This window comes from Microbacterium sp. NPDC064942 (assembly GCF_049545525.1).
GTDB classification, from domain to species: domain Bacteria; phylum Actinomycetota; class Actinomycetes; order Actinomycetales; family Microbacteriaceae; genus Microbacterium; species Microbacterium gawkjiense.
Window position 1 is genome coordinate 585,111 of sequence record NZ_JBMWDR010000001.1, and the last position, 14,379, is coordinate 599,489.

At 67.5% G+C, this 14,379-nt stretch carries 17 protein-coding genes and 1 tRNA gene; 12 read left to right on the forward strand and 6 right to left on the reverse strand.

Features of this window, described 5'->3' with window-relative positions:
• From ACPEH2_RS02785 to ACPEH2_RS02800, 4 genes are all read left to right on the forward strand, one after another.
• Complete coding sequence (locus ACPEH2_RS02785; RefSeq protein ID WP_423718213.1) at positions 1 to 1,395, forward strand: NAD(P)/FAD-dependent oxidoreductase; 1,395 nt, start codon at positions 1 to 3, stop codon at positions 1,393 to 1,395.
• Between the two features lie 77 nt (positions 1,396 to 1,472).
• Positions 1,473 to 1,545, forward strand: a tRNA-Leu gene (locus ACPEH2_RS02790).
• Between the two features lie 215 nt (positions 1,546 to 1,760).
• On the forward strand, positions 1,761 to 1,958 hold the full coding sequence (locus tag ACPEH2_RS02795) for a helix-turn-helix transcriptional regulator (RefSeq protein WP_359917319.1): 198 nt from the start codon (positions 1,761 to 1,763) through the stop codon (positions 1,956 to 1,958).
• Positions 1,955 to 3,166, forward strand: coding sequence for a site-specific integrase (locus ACPEH2_RS02800; RefSeq protein WP_359917321.1), 1,212 nt, complete (start codon positions 1,955 to 1,957; stop codon positions 3,164 to 3,166). Before ACPEH2_RS02795 ends, ACPEH2_RS02800 begins: the two co-directional genes overlap by 4 nt.
• A 142-nt stretch (positions 3,167 to 3,308) precedes the next feature.
• On the opposite strand, the gene ACPEH2_RS02805 is transcribed toward ACPEH2_RS02800, so the two are convergent.
• Entirely contained in the window at positions 3,309 to 3,941 is a 633-nt protein-coding gene (locus tag ACPEH2_RS02805; RefSeq protein ID WP_359917324.1) for a hypothetical protein, read from the reverse strand.
• Positions 3,942 to 4,061: 120 nt separating this feature from the next.
• Between ACPEH2_RS02805 and ACPEH2_RS02810 the strand changes: the two genes are divergently transcribed.
• Positions 4,062 to 4,487, forward strand: a complete 426-nt coding sequence (locus tag ACPEH2_RS02810; protein ID WP_359917327.1) for a SprT-like domain-containing protein — start codon at positions 4,062 to 4,064, stop codon at positions 4,485 to 4,487.
• Between the two features lie 119 nt (positions 4,488 to 4,606).
• A complete protein-coding gene (locus tag ACPEH2_RS02815) occupies positions 4,607 to 5,788 on the forward strand; it encodes a hypothetical protein (RefSeq protein WP_423718214.1) in 1,182 nt (393 codons plus the stop codon).
• Positions 5,789 to 6,039: 251 nt separating this feature from the next.
• On the opposite strand, the gene ACPEH2_RS02820 is transcribed toward ACPEH2_RS02815, so the two are convergent.
• A complete protein-coding gene (locus ACPEH2_RS02820; RefSeq protein ID WP_423718215.1) occupies positions 6,040 to 6,567 on the reverse strand; it encodes a hypothetical protein in 528 nt (175 codons plus the stop codon).
• A 144-nt stretch (positions 6,568 to 6,711) separates the two neighbouring features.
• Here ACPEH2_RS02820 and ACPEH2_RS02825 point away from each other — a divergent pair, with 144 nt between their 5' ends.
• Positions 6,712 to 7,080: a hypothetical protein gene (locus ACPEH2_RS02825; RefSeq protein ID WP_359917336.1), complete on the forward strand. Its 369-nt coding sequence runs from the start codon at positions 6,712 to 6,714 to the stop codon at positions 7,078 to 7,080.
• Positions 7,081 to 7,465: 385 nt separating this feature from the next.
• Here the strand turns inward: ACPEH2_RS02825 and ACPEH2_RS02830 are convergent, their stop codons facing one another.
• Positions 7,466 to 8,275 carry a hypothetical protein gene (locus ACPEH2_RS02830; RefSeq protein ID WP_217530371.1) on the reverse strand — a complete coding sequence of 270 codons (810 nt, stop codon included), beginning with the start codon at positions 8,273 to 8,275 and terminating at the stop codon, positions 7,466 to 7,468.
• A gap of 112 nt (positions 8,276 to 8,387) precedes the next feature.
• Between ACPEH2_RS02830 and ACPEH2_RS02835 the strand changes: the two genes are divergently transcribed.
• The 3 genes from ACPEH2_RS02835 to ilvA are packed head-to-tail and all read left to right on the forward strand — an operon-like array spanning position 8,388 to position 11,426.
• Positions 8,388 to 8,954 (forward strand): LemA family protein, encoded by a 567-nt coding sequence (locus ACPEH2_RS02835; RefSeq protein WP_064001751.1) that lies wholly within the window; start codon positions 8,388 to 8,390, stop codon positions 8,952 to 8,954.
• Between the two features lie 40 nt (positions 8,955 to 8,994).
• On the forward strand, positions 8,995 to 10,182 hold the full coding sequence (locus ACPEH2_RS02840) for an AI-2E family transporter (protein WP_359917341.1): 1,188 nt from the start codon (positions 8,995 to 8,997) through the stop codon (positions 10,180 to 10,182).
• A complete protein-coding gene (gene ilvA, locus ACPEH2_RS02845; protein WP_217530360.1) occupies positions 10,179 to 11,426 on the forward strand; it encodes a threonine ammonia-lyase in 1,248 nt (415 codons plus the stop codon). The genes ACPEH2_RS02840 and ilvA overlap by 4 nt, the downstream gene beginning before the upstream one ends.
• 36 nt (positions 11,427 to 11,462) lie before the next feature.
• Here ilvA and greA read toward each other — a convergent pair whose 3' ends face one another.
• A complete protein-coding gene (gene greA / locus ACPEH2_RS02850; protein ID WP_064001754.1) occupies positions 11,463 to 11,942 on the reverse strand; it encodes a transcription elongation factor GreA in 480 nt (159 codons plus the stop codon).
• A gap of 71 nt (positions 11,943 to 12,013) precedes the next feature.
• A complete protein-coding gene (locus tag ACPEH2_RS02855) occupies positions 12,014 to 12,418 on the reverse strand; it encodes a DUF4307 domain-containing protein (protein ID WP_253034005.1) in 405 nt (134 codons plus the stop codon).
• A 60-nt stretch (positions 12,419 to 12,478) separates the two neighbouring features.
• Here ACPEH2_RS02855 and ACPEH2_RS02860 point away from each other — a divergent pair, with 60 nt between their 5' ends.
• On the forward strand, positions 12,479 to 12,766 hold the full coding sequence (locus ACPEH2_RS02860) for a hypothetical protein (RefSeq protein WP_423718216.1): 288 nt from the start codon (positions 12,479 to 12,481) through the stop codon (positions 12,764 to 12,766).
• Here the strand turns inward: ACPEH2_RS02860 and trhA are convergent.
• Positions 12,738 to 13,442: a PAQR family membrane homeostasis protein TrhA gene (trhA, locus tag ACPEH2_RS02865; protein WP_253034047.1), complete on the reverse strand. Its 705-nt coding sequence runs from the start codon at positions 13,440 to 13,442 to the stop codon at positions 12,738 to 12,740. The genes ACPEH2_RS02860 and trhA overlap by 29 nt on opposite strands.
• 119 nt (positions 13,443 to 13,561) lie before the next feature.
• On the opposite strand from trhA, the gene ACPEH2_RS02870 reads away from it, so the two are divergent.
• Positions 13,562 to 14,347, forward strand: coding sequence for an isoprenyl transferase (locus ACPEH2_RS02870; protein WP_253034004.1), 786 nt, complete (start codon positions 13,562 to 13,564; stop codon positions 14,345 to 14,347).
• Positions 14,348 to 14,379: the final 32 nt, after the last annotated feature.

The window sequence follows — 14,379 nt, forward strand, 5'->3', positions numbered from 1 at the left end:
GTGCCCAAGATCCTGGTCGTCGGAGGCGGCTACGCCGGTTTCTACACCGCGTGGAAGCTCGAGAAGCACCTCCGCAAGGGCGAGGCCGAGGTCACGATCGTCGACCCGCTTCCGTACATGACGTACCAGCCGTTCCTCCCCGAGGTCGCGGCGGGCGGCATCGAGGCCCGTCACGTCGTGGTCGGTCTGCGTCGCCACCTGAAGCGCACGCGCATCGTCATCGCCAAGGTCACCGGCATCGACCACGCCAGCAAGACGGCGACGATCACGCCCGAGGTCGGCGAGCCGTGGCAGGAGCAGTACGACCAGATCGTCGTGACCGCGGGCGCCGTCTCGCGCACCTTCCCGATCCCCGGCATCGCCGAGAACGCGATCGGCCTGAAGACGATCGAAGAGGCCGTCGCGATCCGCGACCGCATCCTCACGAACTTCGACCGGGCCGCGAACCTGCCTCCCGGGCCCGAGCGCGACCGTCTGCTCACCGTGGTCGTCGTCGGTGGCGGCTTCGCGGGCATCGAGGTGTGCGCCGAGACGCGCGCCTTCGCGAGCGCGCTGCTGAAGGACTACCCGACCATCTCGTTCGAGGAGACGCACTTCCACCTCATCGAGGCGATGGGGCGCATCATGCCCGAGGTGTCGCTCAAGACGAGCGAGTGGGTCCTCAAGGACCTCGCCAAGCGCGGTGCCAACGTCCACCTCGACACCCAGGTCAAGGGCGCCGTCGACGGCAACGTCGAGCTCTCGACGGGCCAGGTCATCCCGACCGATGTGATCATCTGGACCGCCGGTGTCATGGCGAACCCCACCGTCGTCCGCGGCAGCGACCTGCCCGTCGAGGAGCGGGGCCGTCTGCGCACGCGCGCCGACCTGCGGGTGGGCACGCCCGAGGAGGTCGTCGAGGGCGCCTGGGCCGCCGGTGATGTCTCCGCCGTCCCGGACCTCTCCGGCGGCGGTGTCGGCGGGTTCTGCGTCCCCAACGCCCAGCACGCGGTCCGTCAGGGCAAGCTGCTCGCCAAGAACATCGTGGCCGTCCTGCGCGGCGAGGAGCCGAAGGAGTACTTCCACAAGAACCTCGGCGCCGTCGCGGGCCTGGGTCTCTACAACGGTGTCTTCCAGTCCGGCAAGATCGCCATCAAGGGCTTCTTCGCCTGGATCGCGCACCGCGGGTACCACGGTCTCGCCATGCCGACCTTCGAGCGCAAGTTCCGTGTCGTCGGCGACTGGTGGCAGAACTTCTGGCTCGGCCGCGACAACGTCTCGATGGAAACGCTGCAGAACCCCCGGTACGTCTTCGAGGAGTTCGCTGCGCGTCCGCGTCCGGCCGCCCCCGAGACCCCCGCGATCGACCCGAAGACGGTCGCCGCGGAGAAGACCGGCAAGGTCGCCGCGAGCTGACCGACAGCGTTCCCGCGACCCCCGTTCCGGCCTCGGCCGGCGGGGGTCGCGTCGTGTCGGGGATACGCTGACGGGAGGCCCCCGTAGCCCAATGGCAGAGGCAGGCGACTTAAAATCGCTTCAGTCTGGGTTCGAGTCCCAGCGGGGGCACGTTCGACACCCGCTCCAGCCGCGTATTTCCGCGGATCTCGGACTCTCGACCGGCACACGGAGAGCCGCCGAATCCACCCTTTGACAGCGGTGTGACAGCAGTGTGGTGTTTCGGGGCCAGCCGTGACAGCCACTTCACGATCGCGAACGGGCCTCAGATGAGTCCGAAATCGCCCTCGATCGTCGCCTTTCGCGAGCTCGCGCATAGGGCGCTCATGACCACGTCAAACATGAGCGTCCTGATGGACGCCCGGACTACTGCCGCCCACCTCGATGTCAGCGAGCGAACACTCGAAGGGTGGCGAGCTCGAGGCACCGGCCCGAGGTTCATCCGCCTGAGCTCCACCAAGGGCGTGCGGTATCGCGAACAGGACATCGTCGCCTGGATGCGCACGCGCGAGGACGTCCGATGAGCAACCGAATCCCGGCCGGCGAGCTCGGCACGATTACGACCCGTCAGCGCGGCGGGAGCTGGACCGCTCAGGCCAACGGGCGCGACCTGGGTGGCCTCAAGCAGACGGTTTACGGTACGGGTTTCACCGAGAAGGAGGCACGCAAAGCCGTCAAGCGGGTGTGGGACGCGACCACGCAGGGTTCAGGTCGCACCCTCTCGAAGCGCTCGACCATCGCCGACGCGACGGCAGTCTGGCTCTCAGAGCGCGAGGCGTCGGTCAGTGAGCAGTCGATGCAGGTCTATCGCAACCGCGCCCTGAACTTGACGCTCGGTCGCGGCGAACGCGGGAGCGACGGCAAGGTCACCCGGCGGAGCGGCGGCGTCGGTGAGATGCAGCTGCGCAAGGTCACCCTGGGATGGGTCCGCCGCGAGGTTTTCCGCGTGAAGGTCGAGCACGGCAATGCGGCCGCGTGGGAGAGTTACGGAGCGCTGCATGCAGTCATGCACACCGCAGCGGTTCACGAAGCGGTGCCGACAAACCCCGCGGCAGGTGCCATCTCGACCCGCGACCTCCCCACGAAGCGCGACGTGCATGCGCTGAGCACCTCTCAGTTCGCAGAGGTCTGGAGCGCTCTTGAGGCGTGGGGACAGGGACAGCCAAGCTTCCGAGTCGACAAGGAGCGCCTGCTCTTCCTGCTGCGCCTCGGACTGCTGACTGCAAGCCGCTGCGGCGAGGCGCTCGCGGTCCGGGAAAGCGACGTGCGCGAGGACCGCGTCATCCTCTCCGGGACCATCGTGCAGCCGCCGAAGGGACCGGCCTTCCGGCAGGACTGGACGAAGACGAAGCGCCGACGCGAGGTGCGGATGACAGCTGCCCTCAAGGCCCTTCTCGATGCGCGTCGGGCCACCATGAAGCCGAACCCCGCTGGCCTTCTGGTCGCGTCTCGCTCAGGCAGCCCGGTGCCGGTTGTGAACGTCGGACGGACATTGCGCACGTTCGCCGCCGCGCACCCTGACCTGTTCGAGAGCATCGGATTCCCCGCTGAAGAATTCACCTTTCACGTGCTGCGCCGGACCGCGGCGACATACATCCGTGAGCGAATGGGAGCGGAGGCAGCGGGCTCCATGCTCGGGCACACCGGGACCGGGAACCTCAAGCACTACGCTGACGCGCCCGCAATGGTGAATGAGGACGCGACAGAGCTCCTCAGCGACCTCCTCTGCTGACGCGCCAGCGCTTACGGTCCGACCACTGCGCGGACTCATCGGTGCGCCGCCGGGATGTCGGAACCCGCGCGGATACTCTGATCGATCAGATGATGATCGAAGACTGAGAAGACGCATCTGACCCGCGAACTTGGCCGCCGGGTCAGTCGCGGGCGAAGACGTCCGTGACGAGGTATCGCTCGTCGAGGTCCTCGGCCTGCGGACACTCGAGCCCTTGCGCCTCGACATGCCAGCGGACCGCGGGACCTTCGAGGTCCGCTGGGCGCGGCAACGTCACAACAAGATCGCCGTCGTCAAACCGGAGGGTGCCGGGGAGGCGTTCTCCGCCCGTTGGCCTGTCTTGTATGGAGTACTCAATAGTCGAACCGTCGTCACTGAGGCTGATGATCACGTAGGTGTATACATCGCCGATGACAACGAGCATGCGTTCCGGGCCGGGGTAGCTGACCGAGTTGGGCACACCTGTCGCGAATAGCGACCCGTCACCGAACTCGAACCGTACCTGGACCTCATCCTCGGTCGCGGACAAGCGAGCGCGCTCGAAGGGCCCGCTGTACCCCTCGCTTGGTGTCGAGCAGGTCGTCGTCATGGTGCCGGGAGCCGTGCCGATACGGTGCGGCTCCGAGAACGCCTCCACGCTCGTGTCTCCGTCGTCGTCACTAACCGAAGCCTTGTACTCAGCGTCGGAGATAGCGCGCTCAATGAAGATGGGGGCGATCATCGCCGTCATCAACGCAACCGTCACCGACGTCACGATGATGGTCGATTTGCGCACATTTGGGATGGTAGCGGTCGCGCCGCCCGGTTGCCCAAATGCACTCTGCGGTGCGACTGAAGCTGGCGGCGTACCGATCGGACGGGCAATGGACATGACCACGCTGCGCATAGCCACTCCATGGAACTGCACGAAGTCGAGACCCTTGCCCGCACCCTGATGGACGAGCACGGCATCTCGGACTGGACGTTCGCGTTCGACCGGGCGACGACCCGCATGGGCCTCTGCTCCTGGAAGAACCTTCGCATCAGCGTCTCGCGCCACTACGTTGAGCACGCCGACGAGGTCCACGTCCGCGACACGTTGTTGCACGAAATCGCGCACGTCCTCGCCGGGCCGGCAGCGAAGCACGGGCCTTATTGGAAGGCCGCCGCGCGCAGGATTGGCGCGACGCCCAAGGCGTGCGGCACGAACCCGTTCGTGGCGGCCACCCGTGAGGAACGCACACGGACGCTTCTCGCCTCGATCTCAACAGCTTCTTCGCGGCGGACGGTCGGGGAGCGGATGCGGTGTTCAGGCACCCGGCCGATGTACAGAAGTGGCTAGACATCATCCGAGGCGACTACCTTCCGTTGAATGTAGACCTCCTGAAGATCGGTACACGCCCGCCCTTCCCATACTCGGACGCGAGACTGCTGAAGTACCTGCGCCACTCGGTGTGGTTCATGCCGGACGTCGCGTCTGTGCACGCGATGGCGAACATGCTCGAGAACGAGGCCAACACCTCAGCCTGGAACAAGTACAAGATCTTGCGCGTTGCCGGCGAGGAAGCAGGTATCGGCCTTGAGGCGCTTCGTCCAGTTCAAGAGGCGATCGGTGGCGGCCAGGACACGCAGACCATCACGTTGACGTGCGGCAAGCTCACCACGGGCGTGACGGTACCGCAGTGGTCATCTATCTTGATGCTCCGCAACCTGCGGTCGCCCGAAACATATTTCCAGGCGGCGTTTCGAGTGCAGTCGGGGTGGGTCCTCAACAACCCCGACGGCGATGACCCGGCAGCGCAGGCGATCCTCAAGCCGATGTGTTACGTCTTCGACTTTGCGCCCACACGCGCGCTTCGTCAGGTGACGACATACGGAACCCGACTCAGCCCAGACGTGCCCAACCAGGACCACGCAGTGACTGAGCTGCTCAACTACCTGCCCGTGCTCGCCTACAAGAACGGGCATATGAAGCAGTTGGACGCCGGCGCTGTGATCGACATTGCCATGATCGGCACTTCGGCTAGCCTGCTCGCACAGATGTTCCAGAGCGCCATGCTCGTAAATCTGGACCTCTCAACGTTGAAGCGAATCCAAGCATCGGAGGATCTTCTCGCCGCGATCATGCGGATCGAGGGCTTCCGGAGTCTGCCGTCGAACGTGATCGAGACGATCATCAATCAGGCCGAAAAGGTCAAAGAGCTCAAAGGCAAAGCGAAGGAGAACGGCGGGTCTCTCCCCGATGACGAGCGGCGGGAGCTCGACCAGGCCGAAAAGGAACGCAAGTCCTTGCGGGTTCAGGTGAAGGAGAAGCTGCTCAAGTTCGCCACTCGCATTCCAGCCTTCATGTACTTGACGGACGCTCGTGAGCACACCCTCGAGGACGTCATCACGAAGATCGAACCGGACCTATTCAGTACCGTCACGGGGCTGTCGGTCGCGGACTTCGCGATGCTGCGATCCGCTGGTGTTTTCAACGAGACACATATGAACGATGTAATTCTGAGCTTCCGACGCGCCGAGGAAGCCTCACTGGCGTACACCGGGATCGAGCGGCACACCGGGTTGCGCCGTTGGGGCGTCTTCAACACCGTCGTGGAGGTGGATGGTCCCGACGTTGTCGCGGTCCCGGGAGAGCGCTGAAGCTATGCCTCAGCGCCTTTCCAGCGATCGCGGCACGCATGAGCGGAACCACCGACAGGAGGTGCTTGGACGGCTCAACGCTGGAGGCGAAGAATCGATCGAGGTCGGGGAGACTCACGACATCGAGGGGGAGCACGGACGTGTCACCGGTCTTCACGACGCTGTCCAGGCGAACCTTCGCCTGGACAGCGCACTCCCCGGACCGGTTGAAGATGCCGTGAGGGTGTCGCACCCGCGCTGGTGAGGTCACATCAGCTCGGGCAGTACCCCTTCGCCAGCTTGACTTGGCCGCCCCAATCGTCGACCTTGTCGTAGCGGCCGCTGGTTTGACCCACTCGATTCATTGTCGACTTCGCATCCCAATACACCCCGCCCCAGAGCGTGCCGCAGTATCCAGCGGGGACCCAGTACGCATCCCAGTCCTGCGACGGGCCAGCGCCCTGTGCCCTGTTTCCTGGGGTCACGAGCTGCTTCTTCGCCGTCGTCGAGACCTCGACGGAGGAGATGTAGTTTGTGTAGGCGTAGAACGAGGTCACGCCGCTGTTCTTGATGGTGCCGCAGATGATCCCCGCGTCGCAGGGTGCGCCACGCGCCACGATGTCACCGTCAAGGTACGCAATGGCGCGTGGGCTCAGAGGCTCATCCCGGGGCGGCGGTGAGACCTCCGCCAGCGCCGACGCCGGCGCGGCACTCTCCGCCGCCACCGCGGCGCCTCCCGCTCCGAACATCAGAAGTACGACCGCAATCGATGTTCCCGAGAGCAGCAGCCGCCCGCCCATTCTGCGATTCCCCATCTCAATCCCCTCGATTTTGGGGCAAACGTATCAGCGGCGGAATCGCGGGTCGAGATAAAGATTCTTTCGGCCGAGGGCGATCCTTCGCTCCCTCTATCCCCGCTCGTGGTAGCTGGCTAGTCTGACGCCATGAAACGAACGACCTGGACGATTTCGGTCATGGCTATCGGGCTGGCTGGCGCCAGCGTGGCCCTGCTGGCTGACGTCGGGGTGCTGCCGACCACGTTCGCTTTCGGAAGCCTTCTCATCATGCCGCTGCTAACACTTGCTGCGGCGTTCGTCGGGGCGATGTCTACTGGTGCGGTGCTTACTGGCCTGCTCGTCACGGTCGTTGCGATCGCCGCGCCGATTCTCGATGCAACCAGCTCGTCGATCGCCGCCGGGAACTTCGACGATGCAACTGGCTACGGCATCGCCACCGGATTGGCGATCGCAGTCAGCGGCGCGATAGCGTTCGCGTCTGCCGCCCGCCGAACCCCGGCTGTCTCCGCAAGCTAACGCCTGCCCGGCGAGCGAGCCGCTCAGCCCGGCGTGCCGGCTGAGCCAGACCGCGAGTCTCTTCGTCGCGCCGCGCATGTGGTGGACGATGGGAGCGCCCGCCTGCCTACCTCCCTAGCCCGCGAGTGCGTCGGCCTCAAGCTACGATCGGCCCGTGGACCGGACCCAGCGTGACAGTGGTGTGACAGCGGTGTGGCCTCAAAAGGCTACGAAAGCGGCTTCTGACAGCGATTTGACAGCGGGGCAAATGGTCATTTCGGGGATCATTACGGGGCAAAAACAACCCGTCAAATGTCAATTCTGCGAAACGGCGCGGTCGAGGAACGTGAAGACTCAAAATCGCTTCAGTCTGGGTTCGAGTCCCAGCGGGGGCACGGCCATCCGGTCAGCGCGGCAGGATGCTGGGCGGGTCCGCATCCCGCCATCGTTCGATGGTCTGCGCCGTCCAGTACACGGCGAACGCGCCCAGGGCGACCGCTTCGCCGATCAGCACGCCCATCGTGTCCGGGTTCGCGATCGCCGCGCCGACCGTCGTGACGAGGGCCGCCGCGATGACGACGGACACCGCGAGGTAGACGCGGCGATACCCCGCCGCAGGGGGATCCTCGCCGAAGGACGTCACCCAGGGGATCGCCGCGAACATCGCGAAGAAGCAGACCGTCGCGACCAGGTGAAGGTTGATCCCACCGGGAAACGGGAACACAGCCGCAGGGCCCGGGGCGAATGCGAGGGTCGCGAGAGCGATGACGACCGCGGACGCGGTGCCCCCGACGATCGCCACCCGTCGCCAGGCCAGGTCCCCGCGTGCCGCCAGGACGATGCCCAGGGCGACGAGGATCGTCACCATCGTCAGGTACACGCCGACCCCGTTCCGGACGGTGGGCAGGACCTCCGACGGGACGGACGGCTCACCGCGGTAGCCGGTGGGGACGATGGCGATCAGCGGAGCGAACACGGCGGCGATGTCGAGGAGCATGGACTCCGTGTCGCGGCCAGAGAGGACCAGCAGGGCGACGCCGGCGGCGGTCAGCGCGCCGACGAAGACGCCGCCCGCGGGGGAGTAGTAGTAGTCGCTGATGGACGGGAGGGGCCGCCAGCCGCTCTGCGCCAGTTCGATGAGGACGGATGCCGCCAGGGCCACGACGATGCCGACGAGGGCGAGTCGGAGGTACCGATGCGTGCGCAGACCCGTCACCCCACCGACACTACAAGTCGCACCCCGTGTGCAACGCCTGGGAAGTACGGCCGGGCGCCCGCATCCACCGGGTCGGCCTCGTTAGGATGATCAGGCTATCGATCGGAGACTCATGGAAATCCTCATCCCGGTCCTCGTCGTCGTCGCCCTCCTCGTCATCGTCGGCGTCTACCTCTGGGCCACCTACAACTCGCTCGTCGCCCTGAACGTGCGGGTCGATGAGGCGTGGAGCGACATCACGGTGCAGCTCAAGCGCCGCGCGGACCTCCTGCCCAACCTGATCGAGACCGTCAAGGGCTACGCGGCGCACGAGAAGGCGGTCTTCGAGAACGTCACTCAGGCACGTGCCGAGACCCTGACCGCGACCACCCCCGCCGATGCGGGCGTCGCCGAAGGCCACATGCAGCAGGCGCTGAAGTCGCTGTTCGCCGTCGCCGAGGCCTACCCGCAGCTCCAAGCGAGCCAGAACTTCCTGCAGCTGCAGCAGGCCGTGGTCGACACCGAGGACAAGATCCAGGCGTCCCGACGGTTCTACAACGGCGGCGTCCGCGAGCTGAACACGAAGATCAAGGTCTTCCCGAACAACCTCTTCGCCCGACGGCTCGGATTCGGCGAGCGGGAGTTCTTCGAAGTTGTCGACGGTGCGGCGATCGCCGAGCCGCCGCGGATCCAGTTCTGACGCGCCGCGTCGCCCGGGGCGCACGTCCTAGGATGGCCCAGTGAGCGGCACCGACGACAAGCACCGGAACGGGTTCTTCGACGCGCTCCGCGCGCGCACCGTCTCCACCGAGGTGTCCCAGACGGTTCCGCGGGGTCTCAAGATCGCGACCGCCTACGCCTGGCGTTTCCTCGTCCTCGCCGCGGCGATCGCGGTGCTCGTGTGGATCGTCATCCAGCTGCGCCTGCTCATCATCCCGCTGCTGGCGGCGATCCTCATCACAGCCCTCGTGTGGCCGTTGTTCTCGTGGCTGCTGCAGCGGCGGTTGCCGCGCTGGCTGGCCCTCATCCTGACCCTGCTGGTGACGATCGCCGTCGTGGTCGGGCTCCTCTGGGTCGCCATCTGGCAGATCACGCGGGATGCCGCATCCGTCCGCGACCGCACCATCCAGGGCATCGCGCAGTTCCGCGACTACCTCATCGAGGGCCCGCTGCATCTGACGGGCGGGCAGATCGACGACGCCGTGCGGCAGGCCTTCGGCATCCTTCAGGAGCAGGCCCAGCTGCTGTGGTCGGGGGCCCTCGCCATCGGCTCTACCCTCGGCCACGTCGCCACCGGCATCCTGCTGACGCTCTTCATCCTCATCTGCACCCTCGCGGACGGCGGCGGGATCTGGCGGTGGACGGTACGGCTGTTCCCGACGCGCGCCCGCGCCGCGGTCGACGGGGCCGGCCGGGCGGGATGGCGCACGGTCATCACCTACGCGCGGACCCAGCTTCTGGTCGCGACGATCGACGCCATCGGCATCGGGCTCGGTGCGGCGCTGCTCGGCGTGCCGCTCGCGGCCCCCATCGGCGTACTCGTCTTCCTGGGCGCCTTCGTGCCGTTCGTCGGCGCCGTCCTGACCGGGGCACTCGCCGTGTTCCTCGCGCTCGTGTACAACGGACCCTGGATCGCCCTGTGGATGCTCGTCATCGTCCTCGGCGTGCAGCAGCTGGAAGGCCACGTCCTGCAGCCGCTGCTCATGGGCTCGGCGGTCAAGGTGCACCCGCTCGCGGTCGTGCTCGCCGTCGCCGGCGGGGCGATGGTCGCGGGGATCGCCGGCGCGGTGTTCGCCGTGCCGCTGGCCGCCTTCGTCAACGTCGTCTGGCTCTACCTCTCGCGGCGCGGGTGGGAGCAACCGGTGGACCCCGGTCCCGACGACCTCATCTGGAGTACCGTGCCGCGACGCAGGAGGATGACCGCGTGACCGATCAGGCGAAGATCGCCGCCCCGACCCTGGCCGAGTTCGAGACCGCCGCGACCGAACTCGCCGGCGTCGTCTCGCGGACGCCCGTCGAGGACTCGGAGTTCCTCTCGGGCGTGCTGGGCGCGCCCGTGCACCTCAAGCTCGAGAACCTGCAGCGCACCGGGTCGTTCAAGATCCGCGGGGCGACCTACCGGCTGTCGCGCCTGACGGCGGAGGAGCGCTCGCGCGGCGTCGTCGCGGCCTCAGCGGGGAACCACGCGCAGGGTGTCGCACTCGGTGCGCAGACCCTCGGCATCCCCGCGACGATCTTCATGCCGCTCGGCGTGCCCGTCCCGAAGCTCCTCGCCACGCGGGGGTACGGCGCCGACGTCATCCTCGAGGGCGCGACGGTCGAGACCCCGCTGCGCCTCGCGCAGGAGTTCGCCGAGCGTACCGGTGCGGTCTTCATCCCGCCCTACGACAACCACGACATCATCATCGGCCAGGGCACCCTCGGGCTCGAGCTCATGGACGAGATCCCGGGCCTGGAGACCATCGTCGTCGGCATCGGCGGCGGGGGACTGGCGGCGGGAGTCGCCGCCGCCGCGAAGGCCCGCGCCGCGGCGGAGGGCCGCACGATCCGCATCATCGGCGTGCAGGCCGAGAACTCCGCGGGCTACCCCGGCTCGCTCATCGCCGGTCACCCGATCGACGCGGAGCGCACCTCGCCGACCATCGCCGACGGCATCGCGGTCAAGCGGCCCGGCGCGATCCCGTTCGACATCATCCGCGACCTCATCGACGAGGTCGTCACCGTCAGCGACGACGACATCGCGCGGGCGATCCTCGTGCTCATCGAACGCGCGAAGCAGGTCGTCGAGCCCGCCGGCGCCGTGGGCGTCGCCGCGATCCTCACCGGCAAGGTGACCGCGTCGGGTCCCACCGCGGCGATCCTCTCGGGCGGCAACATCGACCCGCTGCTGCTGCAGCGCGTCGTCGCGCACGGGCTCGCGGCATCCGGACGCTACATGACGCTGCAGATCCCGCTGCCCGACCGTCCCGGTCAGCTGGCGCGGGTGTCGGAGCTGCTGTCGGTGGTCGGGGCGAACGTCATCGAGGTCCTGCACACCCGCCACGGACAGGGACTGCAGATCAGCGAGGTCATCCTGCAGCTGAGCGTCGAGACGCGCGGCGAGGAGCACCGCGCGCAGGTCCTCGCGATCCTGCAGGACGCCGGCTACGCCCCGACGGTCGTCCCCAACTGAGCGTGCCGGCGCACCCGGGTCATCGACCTGCCCGCGTCACTGACCCGAGTAGGTCTCGACCTTGACGACCTCGACCGTGATCTCGCGCCCGTTGGGAGCGGTGTAGCTCGTCTTCTCGCCTTCGCGCAGGCCCATGATGGCCTCGCCCAGGGGGGAGGCCTCGCTGTAGACGTCGAGCTCGCTGTTCGCGCCGATCTCGCGGTTGCCGAGCAGGAACACCTCTTCGCCGCCAGCGACGATCGCGGTGACGACGGTGCCCGACTGCACGGTGCCGTCGGACTCGGGGGCGACGCCGACCTTGGCGTCCTTCAGCAGCTGCTGGAGGGTCCGGATGCGGGCCTCCTGCTTGCCCTGCTCGTCCTTGGCCGCGTGGTAGCCGCCGTTCTCCTTGAGGTCGCCCTCTTCGCGGGCGGCCTCGATGCGCTTGGCGATCTCCTCGCGGCCCGTCGTCGAGAGCTCCTCGAGCTCGGCGGCGAGGCGGTCGTAGGCCTCCTGGGTCAGGAACGTCTCGGACACGTGATCTCCCGGTGCGGTCGATGGGTAAGCCAAACGCCCCGGCAAGTCACCGGGGCGCGAGAACCTTCAGCTTAGATGATCCAGCAGGAGCGGACAAAACCCGTGGTGGGGCGCGCGGTGGTCGGGATCCGCTCCGTGATGATACGGGAGTGATCCTCGGATGCCGGGACCTCCACGACTGAGAAGCCGACGATCCCGTGCTCGGCGTCCTGCGCCTCCAGCGAGCAGGCGACCGCCGTGCCGGGATTCACGGTCACCTGCACACGGACCTCGACGGTGCGGTCGTCGACGAGGGTGAAGCCCGTCGTGTCGGCGTCGACGGAGTTGACGGCGTTCGAGACGGTCGTCCACCCCAGCAGCCCCGTCGCGGCGACAGCGATGACCCCGATGACCACCCAGGTCCACCGACGCGACGCCGCGGAACGCGTGCGGCCGTACCGATCGGCCAGCTTTCGGTCGACGTCGGTCAGGGTCATGCGGCATCCGTTCTAGGCTGGGATTCCAGGCTATTCGCTCTGGCTGAGGAATGAGGTCACATGCCGGATCTGCGATGGCTCGCCGTCTCGCCGAGTCCCACCCCGACGACGCCCCCGCCGGAGGCGGTGACCCCCGGTGTCGCCGGGTTCATCGCGATCGCGATCGTGGCCGTGGTCATCGTGCTCCTCGCGATCGACATGCTCCGCCGCATCCGTCGCGCGCAGTACCGCTCCGACGTCAACGAGATGCTCGACGCGGAGGAAGCGGCCGCACGCGGCGAGGGCCCCGGGGACGCCCCCGGCGCCGCGCCGGGCGACGTCAGCCCGGAAGACCCAGCGAAGGGCTGAGGGGCTCCAGCGAGATCAACAGGCACGCGCTCCAGTGGCACAGGAACGCGAGCACCGTGCAGACGTGGAAGATCTCGTGGAACCCGAAGTGCCCCGGCCACGGGTTCGGGCGCTTCATCGCGTACACGACCGCGCCGCCGGTGTAGAGCAGGCCACCGACGATCACGAGCACCATCATCGCCACGCTCGCCCGCAGCAGGTCGCCGAGGTACATGACGGCGGCCCAGCCGAGCAGCAGGTAGAGGGCGACGTAGAGCCAGCGGGGCGCGTGGATCCAGAACACCCGGAAGAGGATGCCGAGAAGGGCACCCGACCACACCAGGACGAGCAGCAGCGTGCCCTGCCCGGGGGCGAGGGCGAGCGTCGCGATCGGCGTGTACGTGCCCGCGATCAGCAGCAGGATGTTCGCGTGGTCGATGCGCTTGAGGACGACTTTGGTCCGCGGCCCCCAGTCGAACCGGTGGTACAGCGCCGAATTGCCGAACAGCAGAAGCGACGTGACCATGAACACGGCCGCCGCCCACTTCGCCGGAGCCCCCTGTGCGAGCGCGATCAGGACCACGCCCGCGGCGATCGCGACGGGGAAGGTTCCGGCGTGGATCCAGCCGCGCCAGGTCGGTCGGACCTCCACCCGGGCATCGACCGCACCGGCTTCGAGGAGGGGGAGCTGAGGCATCTCGGCGCCGCCGTCGGCATCGTGTCGGGTCACGCGACGAGCCTACGCTCGCCGCCATGCGCGAGGCTGAATACGCGCCCCTGCTCACCGCGATCGGCGGGCCGGAGTAGCGTAGCCGTGTGACCCGCGCCTCCTCGACTCAAGGACGGGGTCTGCTGTACCGCCTGTACAGCTCGAGGCTGCGTCGGGAGATCGACGCGGGCACCGTGCCGCATCACGTCGCGATGATGATCGACGGCAACCGTCGGTGGGCGCGTCAGCTCGGGTACACCACCGTCTCGCACGGCCATCGCGCGGGCGCCGCCAAGATGCACGAGTTCCTCCGCTGGTGCGACGAGCTCGGCATCCAGGTCGTGTCGCTGTACCTGCTCTCCACCGACAACCTCGTCAAACGGGATTCGCAGGAGCTCACCGATCTGATCGAGATCATCGCGGACCTCGCCGAGACGCTCTCGCACGAGCCGGGCTGGCGGGTCAAGCACGTCGGACGCGCCGAGGTGCTGCCGCCCGTACTGGCGGACGGTCTCCGGACGGCGGAGGATCGCACCCGCGAGAACACCGGCCTGCACGTCAACCTCGCCGTCGGGTACGGCGGGCGCGGCGAGATCGTGGATGCCGTCCGCAGCATCATCTCGAAGCATCAGGAGAAGGGCGGCTCCCTCGAGGAGCTCGCCGAGAGCCTGACACCCGAACAGATCGGCGAGCACCTCTACACCGGCGGGCAGCCCGATCCCGATCTCGTCATCCGGACCTCCGGCGAGCAGCGGCTCAGCGACTTCCTGCTCTGGCAGTCGGCGCACAGCGAGTTCTACTTCGTCGAAGCCCTGGGGCCCGACCTCCGCGAGGTCGACTTCCTGCGCGCGATCCGCGACTTCGGCGACCGCGATCGGCGCTTCGGCAGCTGAGGCGCCCCCCCCGGCATCCGTGGGAAAATCGG

Coding starts and splice junctions, on each gene's coding strand:
- ACPEH2_RS02820 (WP_423718215.1), bottom strand. CDS start 6,567: ATGGGCGGGCGGCTGCTGCTCTCGGGAACATCGATTGCGGTCGTACTT.
- trhA (WP_253034047.1), bottom strand. CDS start 13,442: ATGCCTCAGCTCCCCCTCCTCGAAGCCGGTGCGGTCGATGCCCGGGTG.
- ACPEH2_RS02795 (WP_359917319.1), top strand. CDS start 1,761: ATGACCACGTCAAACATGAGCGTCCTGATGGACGCCCGGACTACTGCC.
- ACPEH2_RS02835 (WP_064001751.1), top strand. CDS start 8,388: ATGGAAATCCTCATCCCGGTCCTCGTCGTCGTCGCCCTCCTCGTCATC.
- ACPEH2_RS02810 (WP_359917327.1), top strand. CDS start 4,062: ATGGAACTGCACGAAGTCGAGACCCTTGCCCGCACCCTGATGGACGAG.
- ACPEH2_RS02800 (WP_359917321.1), top strand. CDS start 1,955: ATGAGCAACCGAATCCCGGCCGGCGAGCTCGGCACGATTACGACCCGT.
- ACPEH2_RS02825 (WP_359917336.1), top strand. CDS start 6,712: ATGAAACGAACGACCTGGACGATTTCGGTCATGGCTATCGGGCTGGCT.
- ACPEH2_RS02815 (WP_423718214.1), top strand. CDS start 4,607: ATGCCGGACGTCGCGTCTGTGCACGCGATGGCGAACATGCTCGAGAAC.
- ACPEH2_RS02860 (WP_423718216.1), top strand. CDS start 12,479: ATGCCGGATCTGCGATGGCTCGCCGTCTCGCCGAGTCCCACCCCGACG.
- ACPEH2_RS02855 (WP_253034005.1), bottom strand. CDS start 12,418: ATGACCCTGACCGACGTCGACCGAAAGCTGGCCGATCGGTACGGCCGC.